Annotated in this window: 15 protein-coding genes; 12 read left to right on the forward strand and 3 right to left on the reverse strand. The window is 71.2% G+C overall.

Features of this window, described 5'->3' with window-relative positions:
• The first annotated feature begins 48 nt into the window (after positions 1–48).
• A complete protein-coding gene (locus ACFU5G_RS08470) occupies positions 49–642 on the forward strand; it encodes a TetR/AcrR family transcriptional regulator (protein ID WP_377242693.1) in 594 nt (197 codons plus the stop codon).
• A gap of 117 nt (positions 643–759) precedes the next feature.
• Positions 760–2409: an FAD-dependent oxidoreductase gene (locus ACFU5G_RS08475; protein WP_377242695.1), complete on the forward strand. Its 1650-nt coding sequence runs from the start codon at positions 760–762 to the stop codon at positions 2407–2409.
• A gap of 5 nt (positions 2410–2414) precedes the next feature.
• Here the strand turns inward: ACFU5G_RS08475 and ACFU5G_RS08480 are convergent, their stop codons facing one another.
• Positions 2415–3716, reverse strand: coding sequence for an NAD(P)/FAD-dependent oxidoreductase (locus ACFU5G_RS08480; RefSeq protein WP_377242697.1), 1302 nt, complete (start codon positions 3714–3716; stop codon positions 2415–2417).
• A gap of 190 nt (positions 3717–3906) precedes the next feature.
• Here ACFU5G_RS08480 and ACFU5G_RS08485 point away from each other — a divergent pair, with 190 nt between their 5' ends.
• The 10 genes from ACFU5G_RS08485 to ACFU5G_RS08530 all read left to right on the forward strand — a co-directional run bounded on the left by ACFU5G_RS08485 (position 3907) and on the right by ACFU5G_RS08530 (position 16712).
• Positions 3907–5217, forward strand: a complete 1311-nt coding sequence (locus tag ACFU5G_RS08485; protein WP_377242699.1) for an ABC transporter substrate-binding protein — start codon at positions 3907–3909, stop codon at positions 5215–5217.
• A gap of 26 nt (positions 5218–5243) precedes the next feature.
• Positions 5244–6179, forward strand: a complete 936-nt coding sequence (locus ACFU5G_RS08490; protein ID WP_377242786.1) for a carbohydrate ABC transporter permease — start codon at positions 5244–5246, stop codon at positions 6177–6179.
• A complete protein-coding gene (locus ACFU5G_RS08495) occupies positions 6176–7123 on the forward strand; it encodes a carbohydrate ABC transporter permease (protein ID WP_377242701.1) in 948 nt (315 codons plus the stop codon). The genes ACFU5G_RS08490 and ACFU5G_RS08495 overlap by 4 nt, the downstream gene beginning before the upstream one ends.
• Before the next feature lie 122 nt (positions 7124–7245).
• Positions 7246–9519: a rhamnogalacturonan lyase gene (locus ACFU5G_RS08500; RefSeq protein WP_377242788.1), complete on the forward strand. Its 2274-nt coding sequence runs from the start codon at positions 7246–7248 to the stop codon at positions 9517–9519.
• A 49-nt stretch (positions 9520–9568) separates the two neighbouring features.
• A complete protein-coding gene (locus ACFU5G_RS08505) occupies positions 9569–10879 on the forward strand; it encodes an ABC transporter substrate-binding protein (protein ID WP_377242704.1) in 1311 nt (436 codons plus the stop codon).
• Positions 10876–11970 carry a hypothetical protein gene (locus tag ACFU5G_RS08510; protein ID WP_377242706.1) on the forward strand — a complete coding sequence of 365 codons (1095 nt, stop codon included), beginning with the start codon at positions 10876–10878 and terminating at the stop codon, positions 11968–11970. The genes ACFU5G_RS08505 and ACFU5G_RS08510 overlap by 4 nt, the downstream gene beginning before the upstream one ends.
• Positions 11971–12019: 49 nt before the next feature.
• Positions 12020–13819 carry a beta-glucuronidase gene (gene uidA, locus ACFU5G_RS08515; RefSeq protein ID WP_377242708.1) on the forward strand — a complete coding sequence of 600 codons (1800 nt, stop codon included), beginning with the start codon at positions 12020–12022 and terminating at the stop codon, positions 13817–13819.
• Positions 13816–14487, forward strand: coding sequence for a rhamnogalacturonan acetylesterase (locus ACFU5G_RS08520; RefSeq protein WP_377242710.1), 672 nt, complete (start codon positions 13816–13818; stop codon positions 14485–14487). The genes uidA and ACFU5G_RS08520 overlap by 4 nt, the downstream gene beginning before the upstream one ends.
• A gap of 71 nt (positions 14488–14558) precedes the next feature.
• Entirely contained in the window at positions 14559–15656 is a 1098-nt protein-coding gene (locus ACFU5G_RS08525) for a substrate-binding domain-containing protein (protein WP_377242712.1), read from the forward strand.
• 45 nt (positions 15657–15701) lie between these two features.
• Complete coding sequence (locus ACFU5G_RS08530) at positions 15702–16712, forward strand: DNA topoisomerase IB (protein WP_377242714.1); 1011 nt, start codon at positions 15702–15704, stop codon at positions 16710–16712.
• A gap of 18 nt (positions 16713–16730) precedes the next feature.
• On the opposite strand, the gene ACFU5G_RS08535 is transcribed toward ACFU5G_RS08530, so the two are convergent.
• Positions 16731–17453: a PAS and ANTAR domain-containing protein gene (locus ACFU5G_RS08535; protein WP_377242716.1), complete on the reverse strand. Its 723-nt coding sequence runs from the start codon at positions 17451–17453 to the stop codon at positions 16731–16733.
• 61 nt (positions 17454–17514) lie between these two features.
• Positions 17515–18294, reverse strand: coding sequence for a GNAT family N-acetyltransferase (locus tag ACFU5G_RS08540; RefSeq protein ID WP_377242718.1), 780 nt, complete (start codon positions 18292–18294; stop codon positions 17515–17517).
• Between the last annotated feature and the right edge of the window lie 14 nt (positions 18295–18308).

The following is an 18308-nucleotide window of genomic DNA, read 5'->3' on the forward strand; positions in this document are numbered from 1 at the left end:
CCTCTCGGTGGCACCGGCGCTTCGCTGTTCGCGCGCTAAGGTCTGTTCGTGCAAGTAAGACCGTCCTTCACGACGACGGCGCGGCGCGCCCAGATCGTCGAGGCCGCCGTGCGGGTGATCGCGCGCGAGGGACTGTCCAAGGCCTCGTTCGGGCGCATCGCCACCGAGGCCGGCCTGTCCAGCCCGGGGATGATCAGCTACCACTTCGCGGACAAGGACGAGCTGCTCACGGTCCTCACCGACACGGTGCTCGGCGACTGCCTGGCGGCGATCGACGCGGCCGTCGCCGCGGCGGGGTCGCCCGAGCAGGGGCTGGCGGCCTACCTACACGGCTTCGTGCACTGGCAGGACACGCACCGTGACGACGTCGGCGCGCTGTGGCGCCTGTCCGCGGGGTGGAAGCGGCCGGGCGAGCCCGCGGCGTTCGACGAGGCGCTGCTCCGGGAGCCGCTGCTGCGCGTGCTCCGGGCGGCACACGCGGCCGGCGCGCTGCGCCCGGTCCCGCTGGAACAGGCCGCGCACGCGATCCTGTGCGCCGTCGAGGGCTACCAGCAGGCGCTGCAGGACGACCCGGGGCTCGACGCCGACCGGTTCGCCTCCGCGCTCGTCGACCTGTTCGAGAACGGCCTCGCCGCGAGATGACCACGGCCACGACGGTCCTGCTGGTCACCGGGCCGTAGCCGGGCGCTCCGCCCGCCACGATCCCGGGACCGCCGCCTGCCCCGGCGATACGATGGGCCACCCCGGAGGAGGGCGGAGATGACCACCACGCAGCAGCAGTTCACCGACCCCGAGCTCACCCCGCGGTTCACCGACGCGCAGTGGGAGAAGCTGCTCGCCCGGGCGACCCCGCGCGACGTCGTAGCGGGCGACTACGTGTTCCGGACCGGCGAGCGGGACTACCCCATGGTCCTGGTCGAGTCCGGCGAGGTCGAGGTGGTGCGGGACGCGCTGCGCTGGATCGGCGAGGAGGTCGTCGCCACCATGGGGCCGCGCTCGTTCGCGGGCGAGCTGGGGCTGCTCAACGGCCAGAGCGCGTTCCTGTCGGCCCGGGCCACGGGTCCGGGCCGGGTCTGGTTCCTCGCCCGGCCGGAGCTGCGCCGCATCCTGGCGCAGGAGGACGAGCTCGGCGACGCCATCCTGCACGCGCTCTGGGCCCGGCGGGAGCTGCTCCGGCGGGGCCCGGCGGCGCTCACCCTGAAGTTCGTCGGGCAGGAGTCGTCGGGGGAGTACCTCGCGCTGCGCCGGTTCGCCGAGCGGCTCGACCTGGTCCACACCGCCGTCCCCATGCCGGCGGACGGCAGCCTGTCGCACCCGCTGCACGACTACGCCCCCGAGGACCTGCCCATCGCGTTCGTGCAGGGCGAGCCGATCGTGCGGGCCACGCCCGGGATCATCGCCGAGCGCCTCGGCCTGAGCTACGAGGCCACCGACGACGACGTCGTGGACCTCGTCGTGATCGGCGGTGGGCCCGCCGGCCTCGCGGCGTCGATCTACGCCGCCTCCGAGGGGCTCAGCACCCTGCTGCTGGAGGCGATCGCGCCTGGCGGGCAGGCGGCGTCGACGTCCCGGATCGAGAACTTCCTGGGCTTCCCGTTCGGCGTGAGCGGCGGCGCCCTGATCGGGCAGGCGACGCTGCAGGCCATCAAGTTCGGGGTGCGCGTCTGCGCGCCGTGCGAGACGGCGGCGCTGCGCCCGGTCGGGGACGAGCTCGAGCTGACCCTGACCGACGGCCGGACCATCCGGGCCCGCGCGGCCATCGTCGCCTCCGGTGCGGCCTACCGGCGGCTGCACCTGGACCGCTGGGCGGAGTACGAGGGGTCCGGCATCCACTACGCGGCCACGCCCCTGGAGCTCAAGCAGGTCACCGAGTCGCCCGTGGTGGTCGTGGGCGGCGCCAACTCCGCGGGCCAGGCCGCGCTCTACCTCGCGGCGAACGGCTGCCCGGTGCACCTCGTGGTGCGCGGCGGCGACCTGGGCGCCCGGATGTCGTCGTACCTGGTCAACCGGCTCACCGAGGACCCGCGGATCCACATCCACCGCGAGTCGAACATCGTCGGGCTGGGCGGCAACGGGCACCTCGAGTCCGTCTCGATCGACACCGCCGGGCAGGTCGAGGCGCGGGGCCTGTTCTGCTTCATCGGGGCCGAGCCCGCCACGACCTGGCTGCAGGCGCTCGACCGGGACCCGGCGGGCTTCATCCGCACCGGCGTCGACGTGTCGCCCGAGGCCCTGACGCAGTGGTCGGGGCTCGGGCGCGGCCCGCTCCCGTTCGAGACGTCGGTCCCGCGCGTGTTCGCGGTCGGCGACGTGCGGCGCGGCTCGATGAAGCGCGTGGCGGCCGCCGTCGGCGAGGGGTCGAGCGCCGTCGCCTCGGTGCACCAGGTGCTGGGTGCGCCGGTCGCCTGAGCCGGTCAGGCCTGGGGCGGCGTCGTGTCGAGCGGCACGGCGGCGCCCCGCACGATCCCGAGCTGGACCGACTGGCGGCCCAGCACGGCGTCGAGCAGCCAGTCGACGGCGGTCCGGGCCCGGTTCCCGGGCATCGAGATCAGGTGGTAGCCGCGCGTGACGACCTTCGCGGGGAACCCCGACAGCGGGACCTGCAGCGGGTTGGCCGCTGCCTGGAGGCCGCCGAGGTCCACGACGAACCCCAGGTCGTGGTGCTTGTACGCGCCCTTCTCCCCGTAACCCAGCGACGCCGCGACGTTGCGGCCCGCCAGCGTGCCCTGTCGGGTGGCGTGCTGCGCCGTCATCGCCGTGACCTCGCCGGGACGGGTGACGTCCGGCACGGCCGCGGCGTCCCCGCAGGCGAACATCCGCGGGTGCCCGGGCACGGCGAGCGTCCTGTCGACGACCAGGCGACCCTTCTGCGTCTCGAGCCCGGTGCCGCTCACCAGCGGGTCGGGCCGGACGCCGACGCACCAGACCAGAGTGCGGGCGGCGACGTCCGCGCCCGTGGTGAGCCGGACGCCGTCGGGCGTCGCCTCCTGGACCGAGACGCCGGTGAGCACCTTGACGCCGCGCTCGCGCAGCACCCGGGCGGCGGTGCGCGACAGCCGCGGGTCGAGCTCCGGGAGCACCTTGGGCGCGAGGTCCAGCAGCAGCCAGCGCACCCGCTGCCGCGCCAGCACGGGGTGCCGGCGGAGCAGCGCCCGGGTGAGCAGCGGCCCCTGCGCGGCCACCTCGGTACCGGTGTAGCCGGCACCGACGACGACGAACGTGCAGCGCGCGTCCCGCTCGGCCGGGTCGTCGGTCGCGGCGGCGAGCTCCACCTGGCGGATCACGTGGTCGCGCAGGTACAGGGCCTCGGCGACGCCGCGGAACCCGTGCGCGTGCTCGGCGACGCCGGGAACGGGCAGCAGCCGGGTGACGCTGCCCGCCGCCAGGATCAGCCGGTCGTACCGCAGCTCGTGCGCCGCGCCCTCGGGGTCGGTGTACGCGACGACCTCCCGCTCCGGGTCGATCGCCGTCACGTCGCCCAGCGCGAGGCGGACGCCGCGCAGGGTCGCCGGGATCGAGACCGTCACCCGCCGCGGGTCGATCACGGCCGCTGCCACCTCCGGCAGCAGCGGCAGGTAGAGGAAGTAGTCGGTCCGGTTCACCAGCACGATCTCGACGTCGGCCGTGCGCGGCAGGGCGCGGAGCAGGGCCTTGGCCGCGTTGTAGCCGGCGAACCCGCCGCCGACGATCACCACCCGCTGGGTGCGTTCGCTCATCGTCCAGCCTCGCTTCCGTTCGTCGTGTCCCGTCCATGCTGCTGCCGATCGAGCAAAAGGACCCGCGCGCCGACCGGAAATGATCGGTTCTCGGCCGTGCCGAGGGTGATCGCCTCCTTGCTTTGTAACGTTTCATTCCGCGCCGGCGACGTCGCCGGACGAGACATTTGGAACGAGCAAGGAGGCTCACATGAGGTTCACGCGTATGGCGGCCGGCGCGGCCGCGGCCGTGGTCACCCTCTCCCTCACCGCGTGCGGCGGCGGGGTCGAGAACACCGAGCCAGGTTCTGCCGAGGCGCTGAGCACCGACCGGGACATCACGCTCTCCATGGCCTGGTGGGGCAACGACGACCGCGCCGTCATGTACGAGGAGGCCATCGACCTGTTCGAGGAGGCCCACCCCAACATCACCGTGCAGACGCAGTTCCAGGCGTTCGACGACTACTGGACCGCCCGTGCGACAGAAGCCGCGGGCAGCGCGCTGCCGGACGTCGTCCAGATGGACCTGTCCTACCTGCGGCAGTACGGCGCGACCGGGCAACTGCTCGACCTCAACGGCCAGGTCGGGGTCAACCTCGACGTCGACGGGATCGACGATTCCCTGATCTCTTCGGGCCAGATCGACGGCGGTCAGTTCGGCATCCCCATCAGCACCAACACGCTCGCGTTGTTCTACAACGCCGACCTCCTCGAGGAGCTCGGCATCGATCCGCCGGCCGAGGGATACACCTGGGACGACCTCAACGAGTGGACCGAGCAGGTCTCGCAGGCGGGCGCTGGCCACGACCCGGTGGTCTACGGGTTCAGTGACTACACGGGTCAGCTCTGGTTCTTCCTGTCGTGGCTGATCCAGCAGGGAGTGGAGCCCTTCACCGAGGACGGTCAGCTGAACTTCGACGAGGCCCAGATGACCGAGTGGCTCAACCGTGGCCAGGACCTGCGTGACGCCGAAGCCTTCTACCCGATCAAGCGGACCAAGCAGATCGAGCCGCTCGAAGGGTTCACCGTCGGTGAGCAGGCAGCGGGGATGACCTGGGACAACTTCCTGGGCAGCTACGAGGCCGAGACGGGGCAGGAGGTCAAGATGCTCCCGATGCCGTCGGGCGAGAACGGCCCCCAGCAGTTCTGGAAGCCGGGGATGTTGCTGTCCGCATCCAGCAGCACCGCCGAGCCCGAGGCCGCTGCAGCGCTCATCGACTTCCTCACCAACGCGCCCGAGGTCGGTGAGATCTTCGGGACCTCGAAGGGCGTGCCCGCCACTCAGGCGCAGATCGACGCCATGGACGTCGAGCCCGGCTCGGTCGACGAGCGGGTGGTGCAGTACGAGGAGGACGTCGCGGACGTCGTCACCGAGCAGGTCCCGGTGCCCGTCGAGGGCGTCGGAGCGCTCGAAGCCGAGTTCAAGCGCCTGAGCGAGGAGCTGCAGTACGGGAACATCACGGTCGACGAGTTCGTGGCCGAGTGGTTCTCGATCGCCGACAGCACCGTGGGCCAGTCGTGAGCATCGCCACGCCGACAGGATCGGGCCTGGACAGTCGACGCGCCCCGCGGAAGGCGACGCCAGCTCCAGGAAGCGTCCAGCGGTGCAAGAATGCCGGTGCCGGCTATGCGTTCCTGTCGCCGTGGCTGCTGGGCTTCGTCCTGCTGACAGCATTTCCGATGGTGGCCTCGCTCTACCTCGCGTTCACGGACTACGACCTGTTCCGTGCCCCACGATGGGTCGGCCTGGACAACTTCACCGCCCTGTTCGAGGACCGCAGGTTCTGGGCGTCGGCCAAGGTGACCGCCGTCTACGTCCTCGTCGGCACACCGATCAAGCTGGCCGCGTCGTTGGCCGTGGCGCTCCTGCTCAACCTGAAGCAGCGGGGCCAGGGTGTCTACCGGTCCATCTTCTACGCCCCGTCACTGATCGGGGCGAGCGTGTCGATCGCCATCGTCTGGAAGGCGATGTTCATCGACGGCGGCATCGCCGACCAGGCCCAGCAGCTCTTCGGGTTTCCGGCCGGGGGATGGGTCGGTGACCCCGACAAGACCATGCCGATGTTCATCCTGCTGGCGGTGTGGACCTTCGGGGCACCCACCGTGATCTTCCTGGCCGGCCTCAAGCAGGTCCCGACCGAGCTGTACGAGGCCGCATCGGTCGACGGCGCCGGCCCCGTCCGCAAGTTCTGGCAGATCACGATCCCGATGCTCTCCCCGGTGCTCTTCTTCAACCTGCTTCTGGAGACCATCGGAGCGTTCCAGGTCTTCGGCTCGGCGTTCATCATCTCCGGCGGCACCGGAGGGCCGGCCGACTCGACCCTCTTCTACACGCTCTACCTGTACATCCGCGGGTTCGCCCAGTTCGACATGGGCTACGCCTCGGCCATGGCGTGGGTCCTGGTTGCTGTGGTCGGCGTGATCACCGCGATCCTGTTCAAGACCTCCAACGCCTGGGTCCACTACTCGGGAGACAACCGATGAGCGTCATCCAGACCGTAACGCCTGCGAACGTCCAGCAGACCCAGGACCAGCTCGGCACGACGTCCCGTCGGAACCAGGCCGTCCCCGGGACACGTCAGGCGGCCCGGCGCCGCCGGAGCGTCCGCTCGATCGTGTTCCACCTGCTCATGATTGCGCTGACCGTCGTCGTGCTCTACCCCGGCGTCTGGATGCTGATGAGCAGCTTCAAACCGTCGAACGAGATCATCGGCAACATCAGTCTCTGGTCGGACAACCTGTCCCTGGACAACTTCGCCACCGCCCTCTCCGGCATCGGCGGAGTCGGATTCTGGACGTTCTTCGGCAACTCGATGATCCTCGCGGTCCTGTCCGTCGTCGGAGTCGTCCTGTCCTCGACGATCAGCGCGTACGCGTTCGCGCGCATCGACTTTCCCGGCCGGAAGGTCTTCTTCGCCATCATGATCGGCACGCTCCTGCTGCCGTTCCACGTCGTGATCATCCCGCAATACATCATGTTCAACCAGCTCGGGATGGTGAATACGTACATCCCGATCCTGGCGGCCAAGTTCCTCGCCGGCGAGGCGTTCTTCGTGTTCCTCATGGTGCAGTTCATGCGCAACCTGCCTCGCGAGCTCGACGAGGCCGCACGCATCGACGGCGCAGGGCACGTGCGGATCTTCCGCTCGATCATGCTGCCGCTTATGCGGCCCGCGATCATCACCAGCAGCATCTTCGCGTTCATCTGGTCCTGGAACGACTTCCTCGGGCCCCTGCTCTACCTGAAGAAGCCAGACCTGTACCCCCTGCCCATCGCCCTGCGCCTCTACGTAGACCAGACCTCGGTGTCCGACTACGGCGCGCAGATGGCCATGGCGGTACTCGCCCTGGTGCCGGTGATGATCTTCTTCGCCCTCTTCCAGCGCTACATCGTCGACGGCGTAGCCACGCAGGGTCTCAAGGGCTGACGCCCGAAGCCGCGCCCCGCAACACGACCACCCCCAACGACGGGGCTGACGAAACCACCCGTGCAACGACGCAACGGAGGATCCAAGTGAGAACACCGAGAGCAGCGGCATGCGCCGTAGCGATGCTGGCGGCGGGAGTACTCGCTGCCACGAGCACCACCGCCTGGGCTGCGGCCACCACCGGCACGAACAAGCCGACAACCCGTACCGTCCAGCTGGAAGACCTGGACCGCGGCCTGGTCGCTGCTCAAACCAGCGAAGGCGTCTTCCTCTCCTGGCGCCTCCTCGGCAACGAGGCCACCGGGCACACGCGCTCCGGCCTGACCGGCCCGGCGTTCGCCGTCTACCGCGACGGGCGTCGCATCGCGACCGTCACCGACTCGACCAACTACCTGGACAGCCAAGGAAGCGCCCGGGCGCGCTACGCCGTCGCCCCGGTCACCGGCAAGAAGCAGACCCCGGCCGGACCCCGCTCCGCCTCGGTCACCGCCTGGGACCAGGGCCACCTGGACATCCCGCTGAACAAGCCGGCCGGCGGGGTCACCCCGGCGGGAGAGAGTTACACCTACCGCGCCAACGACGCGAGCGTCGCCGACCTCGACGGCGACGGCGCCTACGAGATCGTCCTGAAGTGGGACCCGACCAACTCCAAGGATGTCTCCCAGAAGGGATACACCGGCACCGAGATCCTCGACGCCTACGAGCTGGACGGCACCCAGCTCTGGCGCATCGACCTCGGCGTCAACATCCGCGCCGGATCCCACTACACCCAGTTCCCCGTGTACGACTTCGACGGCGACGGCCGGGCCGAGCTCATGGTCAAGTCCGCCCCCGGCACGGCTGTCACCACCTACCGCGACGGCCGGCCGCACCGCACGACCCACGTGACCATCCCACGCGACGACCGTGCGGCGGGCGTCACCCACGGCGCGGACTACCGCTACAGCGCCGCCGACTACTACGAGCACGTCGTGGACATGTTCCGGGCCTGGACGGACAACCCCGAGGTGGCGAGCGGGCAGTGGCCCGCCACCCTGGAGGAGGCCTTCGGCATCGAGCCCCGGTACGACTATCCGCTGTCCGACGCCGACGCGCGGGCGCTCGCGGACCACTTCATGGACGTCTACGCGCCCAGCCGCAACACCGCGAACGACCTGCGCACGTTCGAGGGCTTCGTGCTCTCCGGGCCGGAGTACCTCTCGGTGTTCGACGGTCGGACCGGCCGCGAGCTGGAGACCGTCGACTACGAGCCAGGGCGGACCGACGATGGTCTGCGCTGGGGCGACTACGCGGCCGCGCGGATCGAGCCCGGGAACCGCGTGGACCGCTTTCTCTCCGGAGTCGCCTACCTCGACGGGCAGCACCCGTCCGTGATCTTCGCCCGCGGCTACTACAGCAGGTCCGTGGTCGCTGCCTACGACTGGGACGGTCGCCAGCTCCGGCAGCGATGGCTCGCGGACAGCGGCTGGACGCCGTCGACCAACCCGTTCGCCCAGATGGACCGGGTGGGTACGGATCCGGAGCTGGGAACGTTCGCGGGACAGGGCTTCCACTCGCTGTCCGTGGCGGACGTCGACGCCGACGGCAGGCAGGAGGTCGTCTACGGCTCCGCGACGCTCGACGACGACGGGTCCCTGCTCTACTCCTCGCACGACTACCTCCCGGAGGGGAGCAAGGACCCCGGGGCACTGGCCCGCCTCGGGCACGGGGACGCCCTGCACGTCACGGACATCGACCCGGCGCGGCCGGGTCTGGAGATCTGGACCTGCCACGAGAACGGCACCGGCGCACCGTACGGAGCCGCGATGCGCGACGCCGCGACCGGCGAGGTGCTCTTCGGCGCGTACTCCGGGCGCGACACCGGTCGGGCGATGATCGGCGACGTCGACCCGACCACCCCGGGCATCGAGGTCTGGGCGGCTATGCCGGCCGGCACCGCGGCCTCCGGAACGCTCAGCGCGGACGGGCGACGGCTCCCGGTGCCGCCGCAGGGCTCCAACTTCTCCGTCCGTTGGGCCGCCGACGGGACGACGCAGACCGTGAAGGGCTCGGGCGAGGAGACGCCGACGATCGTCGACGCGACCCGCGGCGTCCTCGCGACCCTCGACGGCACGCTCACGAACAACTCCACCAAGGGCACCCCGTCGCTCGTGGCCGACGTCCTGGGCGACTGGCGCGAGGAGGTGCTCGTCCGCACGGCCGACTCGTCCGCGCTGCGGCTGTACACGGCCACCGAGCTCACCGGCATCAAGATGTACACCCTCATGCACGACCCCCAGTACCGCGCCGAGGTGGCCCGGCAGCAGACGGCCTACAACCAGCCGTCCTACCCGGGCTTCTACCTCGCGTCCGACACCGACTGGTCGCGGGTCCCGATCCCGCGGGTCGGAAGGTGAGACCTCGCCCGGGGGCGAAGGCCATGACAGACCAGCAAGGAGGCACGGCATGAAACCCACAGGCAGCGCCGCCGGCGCAGCGATGATCGCCATCGCCCTGACCCTGACCGCCTGCGGCGCAGGAGCGGCTACCACGGAGCCCGGCTCGGGCGAGCGGCTCGACACCGACCGCGACATCACGATCTCGCTCGCCTGGTGGGGCGACGACGACCGCGCCGCCCGGTACGAGCAAGCGGTCGACCTGTTCGAGGAGAAGTACCCGAACATCACCGTGCAGACCCAGTTCCAGTCGGGCGAGGACTACTGGCCCGCCCGCGCCACCGAGGCTGCCGGCGGCGCCCTGCCCGACGTCGTCCAGATGGACCTGACCTATCTGCGCAAGTACGGCGCGACCGGCCAGCTCCTCGATCTGCGGGCGCAGGAGGGCGTCAACCTGGATCTGGGCGGGATCGACCAGACCCTGCTGTCATCGGCGCAGATCGACGGCGGGCAGTTCGGGATCCCGACCAGCACGAACACACTCGCTCTGTTCTACAACGCGGACGTCCTGGAGCGCCTCGACATCGAGCCCCTCGCCAAGGGATACACCTGGGACGAGCTGAACGACTGGATCGTCACCGTCTCCCGATCCGGCGGCGACGACGAACCGGCCGTATTCGGCGCGGCCGACTTCACCGGAACGTTCTGGTTCTTCCTGCAGTGGCTCATCCAGCAGGGCGTCGAGCCCTTCACGGTCGACGGCGGGCTCAACTTCGATCGCGACGACATGGCCCGGTGGCTGGAGTCCGGGCAAAGCCTGCGCGAGGCGGGCGCGTTCTACCCCACACAGCGAGCCAAGCAGATCGAGCCCCTGACCGGCTTCAGCCAGAGCGAGGTCGCGGCCGACTTCGCGTGGGACAACTTCCTGGCCGGCTACTCGGCCGACACCGGGCAGGACATCAGGATGCTCCCGATGCCCTCGGGGGACGACGGTCCGCAACAGTTCTGGAAGCCGTCCCAACTGCTGTCCGCCTCGGCCAACACCGCCGAGCCCGAGGCGGCCGCGGCACTCATCGACTTCCTGGTCAACGAACCCGAGGTCGGCACGATCTTCGGCACCTCCAAAGGCGTGCCCGCCGTGCGGGCACAGATCGACGCGATGGACATCGAGCCTGGCTCCGTCGACGAGCAGGTGCTGCGCTACGAGGAGGAGGTAGCCGACGTGGTGACCGAGGCCCCGCCGATCCCGATCGAGGACATCGGCCAGCTCGAGGTCGAGTACGAGCGGCTCACCGAGGAGCTCCAGTACGGGAACGTCACCGTGGACCAGCTGGTCGACGAATGGTTCACCGTCGCCGAGAGCATCGTGGGGCAGCCATGACCGGGACCACGGCCGGCACTCTGGACGGGGAACTCGCCGAGTTCGACCACCTGTTCGTGAACGTCCTCGACTGGCTGCCCGGTCTGTGGGACCGGGAGCGCGGCGGCTTCTACTACGCGCTGAGCTCGACCGGGGCGTCCGAGTTCGAGGCGGACATCGAGTCCACGGCCTTCGCCGTGAACATCATCGCCCGGGCCGGACTCCTTGGATCACTTCCGCGGGCGGTGCGGACCGCCCTGGTGCGTTTTTTCCAGGACAGGCAGGACCGACGGTCGGGCTACTTCCTCGACCCGCAGAACGAGATGCGCGAGATCGAGCGGCTACGCGGGCGCGCCCTGGACATGGCGACCAGCGCCCTCGCCAGGCTGGGAGCCGAACCGCTGTATCCACTGCCTGACCCCGGAACGGGCGCGACGGCATACACCCGGCATGTGGAGTCGGTCGACGCGTTCGAGGAGTGGCTGGACCAGCGACCGTGGGAGAACTCCTGGCTCGCGCAGGACAACATCCAGGCGCAGGCAGCGCTGCTCATGCTGCTGCCCGACAGCCGGCGGGACGCGCTCGTCGGGACGGCGATCCGATACGTGTCGGCCCGGCAGGACCCGGTAACGGGGTTCGCCGGTGAGGGGGTGCCCTACAACCGCCTGTCGGGAGCCTTCAAGTTCGCGCTCTTCTGCCGGCAGGTAGGCCACGCGGTGCCTCGGGCACGTGAGATCTACGACGCAGCGTTCGAGGTGATCCGCACGCAGGAGTGCACCGACGCGTGCTGGCTGCGCAACCCGGTCGAGCTCATCGACGTCGTCGGAGCACAGCTCGGCGGCGTCGGCGAGCGCGACGTCGCAGAGCTCGTCCGCATCACGACGGCCAACTCCCGGGGCTTCGCACGTGACGACGGAGGCTTCTCCCGCCATCTCGGACACTCGCTCGAGGCACCGAACGAGGTCCGGCTCGGCTTCGGCCTGGACGAGGGCGACCTCAACGCCACCCATCAGTTCGTCACGACGGTGCGACCGACCCTCTACCGGCTCGCGGGAGTCGCTGCACCGGCGTTGTCGATACCGGACGGCTGGGCCGACCGGTTCCAAGCATGACCAGCACACGAACGACACCTGTTCACGACCGCGAAGGAGCTGCCCGAGGATGCTGCGCCCCCAGGACAACGAGACACGTGAACGCAAGCGCCTGGACGGGATCTGGCGCTTCCGCGTCGACGCCGACGGGGCAGGCCGCCACGACCGCTGGTTCGACGGCCCGCTGGAGGGGACACGGCCGATGGCCGTGCCAGCCAGCTACAACGACGTGGTCGTCGACGCCGCGGTGCACGACCACATCGGCTCGGTCTGGTACGAGACCGACGTCTGGGTCCCACGCGGGTGGGCCGGCCAGCGCACCGTCCTGTACTTCGAGTCGGCCACGCACCGAGCGACCGTCTGGGTGAACGGCATCGAGGTCGTGCGGCACGAGGGCGGCTACCTCCCGTTCGAGGCGGACATCTCCGAGCACGTCGAACCAGGCACCGCCGCGCGGGTCACGGTGGAGGTCGACAACACGCTGACCTTCCAGTCCGTGCCGCCGGGCGTCGTCCTGGACACACCGCACGGCAAGCGCCAGAAGTACTGGCACGACTTCTTCAACTACGCGGGCATCCACCGCTCGGTCTGGCTCTCCTCGACGCCGGCCGCCCACCTGACCGACCTCACGGTGGTCACCGACCTGGACAGCGCCGCCGGCGTCGTCCGGTACGCGGCACGCACTCAGGACGCGGAAAGGACGCGTGTGGTCGCGGCCCTTCACGACGGCGCCGGCCGACTTGTAGCCGACGGTGCGGGGGCCGACGGCGAGCTGCGCGTGGCAAATGTGCGCCCGTGGCGGCCGGGGGAGGGCTACCTCTACGAGCTGAGGGTCCGGCTCGTCGACGACGCCGGCGTGGTCGACGAGTACCGGCAGCCCGTCGGCGTGCGCACCGTGCGGGTGGACGGCACGCGCTTCCTGATCAACGGCGAGCCGTTCTACTTCACGGGCTTCGCGATGCACGAGGACGTCCCCGTGCTCGGCAAGGGGCACCACGACGCGTTCAGCCTGCACGACCTGGAGCTGGTGCGCTGGACGGGCGGCAACTCGATCCGGACGTCGCACTACCCGTACTCCGAGGACGTGCTCGACCTCGCTGACCGGCTCGGGATCGTCGTCATCGACGAGACCGCGGCCGTCGGTATGAACATGGCCATCGGGGGCGGGGTCTTCGGCGCGCAGGGCTACGTGACCTACTCCGAGGACACCATCAACGAGCAGACGCAGGCGGTGCACGCCGCCGCGATCGAGGAACTCGTTGCCCGCGACAAGAACCACCCGAGCGTGGTGCTGTGGAGCATCGCCAACGAGCCGGAGTCCCAGACCCCGGAGGCCGAGGAGTACTTCCGGCCACTGTTCGAGCTCACCCGCCGGTGCGACCCCACACGGCCCGTCGGGTTCGCCAACGTGGTGCTGGCACCGCACGGCGAGTGCCTGCTGTCGAAGTACAGCGACGTACTGATGATCAACCGTTATTACGGCTGGTATCTCGAGCCCGGCGACCTGGAGCAGGCCGAGGCCGCGCTGGAGGCCGAGCTGCGTGCCTGGGCGTCCGACGGCAAGCCGATCATCATGACCGAGTACGGGTCGGACACGATGCCCGGGCTGCACGGCACCGCGGCGCTCCCGTGGACCGAGGAGTTCCAGACGGAGTTCCTGGCGACCTACCACCGGGTGTTCGACCGTGTCGACGCGGTCGTCGGCGAGCAGGTCTGGTGCTTCGCCGACTTCGTGACGACGCCCGGGCCCATGCGGGTGGGCGGCAACCGCAAGGGCGTCTTCACCCGCGACCGGCAGCCGAAGGCAGCCGCGTACGCTCTGCGGGCACGATGGCACGGACTGACGACGACGAACGGGACGGACGCATGACCTACCACCTTGCCGGCGACTCCACCGTGGCCGATCCCAAGCCGGACGAGCTGCCCCTGTCCGGGTGGGGCGGCTTCCTCGGCCGCTACGTCGAGGACGCGGTGCGCAACCACGCGTTCGGCGGCGCCACGACCGAGACGTTCCTCGCGGAGCGCTGGCTGCCGCTCCTCGACGGCGTCGAGCCGGGCGACACCGTACTCATCCAGTTCGGGCACAACGACCAGAAGGAACCCGAGCTGCTCGCGGCGCGCGGCGGCTACACGGCGCGGCTGCGCGGCATGGTCGAGGACGTCCGGTCCCGGGACGCGCACGCGATCCTGTGCACGTCGCCGGAACGCCGCTGGTTCGACGGCGAGCGCATCACGCCGACGCACGGCGACTACCCCGACGCCGTCCGCGACCTGGCGGAGCAGCTCGGTGTGCCGCTGATCGACCTGACCGTGCTCACCACCTGGCTGTACGAGGACCTGGGGCCGGCGGCGTCCAAGGACCTGTTCTGCCACTTCGCGCCCGGCGAGCATCCGGTATGGCCCGCGGGCAAGGAGGACGACACCCACTTCCACGAACGCGGCGCCACGCGGATCGCGGCCTACGTCGCACGCGCGGTCCGCGCGATCGAGCGCGCCGACGGGAACCTCCCGGCCCGGGGACTCGAGCTCATGGGCTGACCGCTCCGTCGTCGCCGTCCCGCCGCGCGATACTGTGCGGACCAGGACGGGATCGACGAGGAGCGGCGACGATGCATCTTGCCCGCCGGCGGCACGAGCTGGTGCTGCGGGAGCTGGAGCTGCGCGGCAGCCTCCGCTCGGCCGAGATGGCGGCGCACCTCGGGATCTCCGAGGTGACGATGCGCCGGGACCTCCTCGAGCTCGAGCGCGCTGGGCGGCTCCGCCGCGTGCACGGCGGCGCGATCGCCGTGGGATCGACGCCCGCGCCCCGGGCCGCGCGCGTGCTCGTGGGGCTCGTCGTGCCGAACGCGACCTCGTACTTCCCGTCGGTCGTGCGCGGCATGGAGGCCGTCGCGCCCCGGCTCCGGGTGCGCCTCGTGCTGGGCGTGTCGCAGTACCGGCACGAGGCGGAGGTCGCGCAGGTCGACCGCCTGATCGGACTAGGCGTCTCGGGCCTCGCCATCGCCCCGACGGCCTGGGACCGGACGCCCGCGGAGCTCGCCTCCTGGCTCCGGGCGATCCCGGTGCCCCTGGTGCTCGTCGAACGGCAGATCGAGGGGGAATCCAGGCTCAGCGAGCTCGACCTCGCGCACACGGACCACGTGCAGGGGGCCGTGCTCGCCGTCGAGCACCTGCACGGCCTCGGCCACCGGCGCATCGCGCTCGCCGTCTTCGAACGGACCCCGACCGCGCCGCGCCTGCGTCAGGGGTTCGCCACCGCCGTGGACCGGCTCGGCATCGAACCCGGGCCCGACGTCGCCCTGCGCACCGGCGAGGACGGCGACCCGCTGGCGCTCGCCGCCGAGATCGAGGAGCTGTTCGACCGGTGTCGGCAGGCCGGTGCGACGGGCATCGTGGTGCACACGGACCATCACGCCGCGCGGCTCGTCGAGGTCGCGATCGACCGCGGCATGCGCGTGCCCGACGACCTCGCGATCGTGGCCTACGACGACGAGAACGCCGAGCTCGCCGTCGTCCCCCTGACCACGATCAGCCCCCCGCGCCGCGAGATCGGCGAGGAGTCGCTCCGGATCCTGGTCGACCGCATGCACGAGGACGGAGACGGCCGTCGTCCGCCCCGGCATCTCAGCCTGCTGCCCAGGCTGACCGTCCGCGCGTCCTGCGGGGCGTCGTCCGCGAGCCTCCCGGGCCCCGGTCGGTTAGGTTGACCGAGGTCGAGAAGCGGCCGCAGGCGCGTCGTGGTGAGGTGACCCATGGAGGAGCCGGTCCGTAACGGACTCACCCACACCCGCGACGCCGACCCCGGCATCCGCCGCCGACGCCGCGGGCGCGGGTTCAGCTACACCGACGACGACGGCGACCGGGTCACCGACCAGGAGACGCTGGACCGGATCCGCTCGCTCGTCATCCCGCCGGCATGGACCGACGTGTGGATCTGCGCCGACGCGACGGGACACGTCCAGGCGACGGGCCGCGACGCCAAGAACCGCAAGCAGTACCTCTATCACCCCGGGTGGCGCCGGTACCGGGACGCCGCGAAGTTCGAGGAGCTGGCGGGGTTCGGTGAGGCGCTCGTGGCGCTGCGCAAGCAGGTCGACGCCGACATGGGCGCCTCCAGGCTGAGCCTGGACCGGGTGGTGGCCACCGTCGTCCGGCTGCTCGACGAGACGCTGATCCGGGTGGGCAACGACGAGTACGTGCGCTCGGGCGAGTCCTACGGGCTGACGACGCTGCGCAACCGGCACGCCACCGTCGGGGGAGCCGAGGTGCGGTTCCGGTTCCAGGGCAAGTCGGGGGAGCCCCACGACGTCGCCGTGCACGACCGGCGGGTCGCGAACATCGTCCGGCGGTGCAAGGAGCTGCCCGGCCGGCAGCTGCTGCGGTACGTGGACGGGGACGAGGTCCGCGACGTCGGCTCGGGCGACGTCAACGACTACCTCGCCCGGGTGACGGGGGCCGACCACACGGCCAAGACCTTCCGGACCTGGGGCGCCAGCACGATCGCGCTGGGCCACCTGCGCGGGCTTCGACCCGCGGACCAGGCCGAGCACGACGCGCAACGGGTCGAGGCGGTCCGGGTCGCCGCCGAGTACCTGCGCAACACCCCGGCGGTGTGCCGCAAGAGCTACGTGCACCCCGCGATCCTGACCGACGACCGCGCCGACCTCTACCGGCTGATCGCCCGCTCGGGCGCTGACGCCGTCCGCTCGTCGCGCTGGATGACGGCGGACGAGCGGGCGCTGCTCAGGCTCCTGACCGCCTGAGCGCGCCGCCCGGCCGGGTCAGGCCGCCCGCCTGGTGAGCAGCGGGTCGTTCGTGCGGGTCTTCTTGACCGGGACCACGGCCGCCAGGATCCGGCCGACGCGGGTGGCCGCCGCGCCACCGAGCCGCGCCTTGCCGGACAGGCCGGCGAGCAGCTGCGCGGTGGTGGTCCGCAGGTCGACGCCGGCGGCGCTGGCCCGCTCGGTGAGCATCGTCAGCGCCTCCTCCTCGCTCACGCCGTGCACGGCCATGAGCACGCCGCGGGCCTGCTCGATCGTGGCCGTCGTCGCCATCGCGCCGTCGACCGACCGCTGGGCGGCGCGGGCGATGGCCTCGTGCTGCAGGGGCGTCACGTCGGCGACCTGCCCGACCAGGACCGGGCCGCGCTCGGACCGGACGGCCTGCCCGGTCACGAGCAGGGTGCGGGCCCTGCCGTGCACGTCCACGACGCGCTGCGCGCAGGTGAAGGAGTGCCCGGACCGGAGCGCGCGCACGGCCTCGCGGATCACCCGGTCCTGGTCGTCCGGGTGGCGGCGGGCGCGCAGTATCTCCGGTCCGGGGGCGACCTGGGCGGGCTCGTAGCCGTACATGCGGTACACCTCGTCGGACCACCACCAGGTGCCGGCGGCCAGATCGACCCGGTACTGACCCGCGAGCACGGGCGTGCCGACCGCGAGGTTCTTGACCGTGTCGCGAAGGAAGGGGGTCTGCGGCGTGGTGTCGCCGGTAGTCGTCGTTGCCATCGGGGCCTCCGTCATCGCGGTGCGGCGCCGTGGCTTGACTCCTCGCGCCACGTTAGCCCTTTCACCCGCCGACGGCCAGCGCGGTCAGGGACCGCGCCGTGTGGTGCGGCCGGAATCCGAGACGGGAGTAGAGGTGGCCGGGCGTGTCGCCGACCTCCGCCGCGATGCTCACGGGACCGGCGCCGGCGTCGCGAAGCCGCGCCACCGCGTGGTGGATCAGCGCGGTGGCGACGCCGTGGCCGCGGTGGTCCGGCGCGACGAACACGTCCTCCACCACGCCCTGCCCCGACGGCGCGAGCCACCCGCAGACGAAGCCCGCGACCTCGCCGCGCCGGAGCACGCAGTAGTACGTGGCGTGGCGCTCCAGGTCCTGGCGGTGGGCGACCGTCGCGTCCGTCCGGGCCGGCGGCCGGACCGGCACGCCGTGGCGCACGTCCTCCTCGACGTGGTCGGTGCGCAGCATCGCGGCGCGCGCCGCCCAGCCGGGATCGGCGTCGTCCGCCCGCCGGACCTCGTGCGACGGCGCGGCCCTGGTCAGGTCGTGGCCGGCGGGCAGGACGAGCCGCAGCTCGTCCTCCGCCTGCCAGCCGTCGAGCAGCAGCTCCGCCTCGACCCAGGGCGGCGTACGGCGCTCGACGACGACCCGCGTGCAACCGTCCCGCGCCGCCTCGGCGAGGTCGTGCCGCAGGGTGTCGGCGTCCGCGGGCACCACGGCGTACAGGAAGTTGGCCAGGCCGAGCGACGGCGCCGCCGCACGGTGGGCGAGCGCCGAACCGGCGAGCTGCCGGTGCGTGCTGGCGAGACCCCAGAACCGGATCGTGTCGTCATCGGGCGTCGGCATGCCTGACACGGTAA

The organism is Promicromonospora sp. NPDC057488 (genome assembly GCF_042802395.1).
GTDB lineage: Bacteria > Actinomycetota > Actinomycetes > Actinomycetales > Cellulomonadaceae > Promicromonospora.

Excerpts from the sequence above, each read along its gene's own strand:
- ACFU5G_RS08475 (WP_377242695.1), top strand. The coding sequence starts at position 760 with ATGACCACCACGCAGCAGCAGTTCACCGACCCCGAGCTCACCCCGCGG.
- ACFU5G_RS08480 (WP_377242697.1), bottom strand. The coding sequence starts at position 3,716 with ATGAGCGAACGCACCCAGCGGGTGGTGATCGTCGGCGGCGGGTTCGCC.
- ACFU5G_RS08485 (WP_377242699.1), top strand. The coding sequence starts at position 3,907 with ATGAGGTTCACGCGTATGGCGGCCGGCGCGGCCGCGGCCGTGGTCACC.
- ACFU5G_RS08495 (WP_377242701.1), top strand. The coding sequence starts at position 6,176 with ATGAGCGTCATCCAGACCGTAACGCCTGCGAACGTCCAGCAGACCCAG.
- ACFU5G_RS08500 (WP_377242788.1), top strand. The coding sequence starts at position 7,246 with ATGCTGGCGGCGGGAGTACTCGCTGCCACGAGCACCACCGCCTGGGCT.
- ACFU5G_RS08505 (WP_377242704.1), top strand. The coding sequence starts at position 9,569 with ATGAAACCCACAGGCAGCGCCGCCGGCGCAGCGATGATCGCCATCGCC.
- ACFU5G_RS08510 (WP_377242706.1), top strand. The coding sequence starts at position 10,876 with ATGACCGGGACCACGGCCGGCACTCTGGACGGGGAACTCGCCGAGTTC.
- uidA (WP_377242708.1), top strand. The coding sequence starts at position 12,020 with ATGCTGCGCCCCCAGGACAACGAGACACGTGAACGCAAGCGCCTGGAC.
- ACFU5G_RS08520 (WP_377242710.1), top strand. The coding sequence starts at position 13,816 with ATGACCTACCACCTTGCCGGCGACTCCACCGTGGCCGATCCCAAGCCG.
- ACFU5G_RS08525 (WP_377242712.1), top strand. The coding sequence starts at position 14,559 with ATGCATCTTGCCCGCCGGCGGCACGAGCTGGTGCTGCGGGAGCTGGAG.
- ACFU5G_RS08530 (WP_377242714.1), top strand. The coding sequence starts at position 15,702 with ATGGAGGAGCCGGTCCGTAACGGACTCACCCACACCCGCGACGCCGAC.
- ACFU5G_RS08535 (WP_377242716.1), bottom strand. The coding sequence starts at position 17,453 with ATGGCAACGACGACTACCGGCGACACCACGCCGCAGACCCCCTTCCTT.
- ACFU5G_RS08540 (WP_377242718.1), bottom strand. The coding sequence starts at position 18,294 with ATGCCGACGCCCGATGACGACACGATCCGGTTCTGGGGTCTCGCCAGC.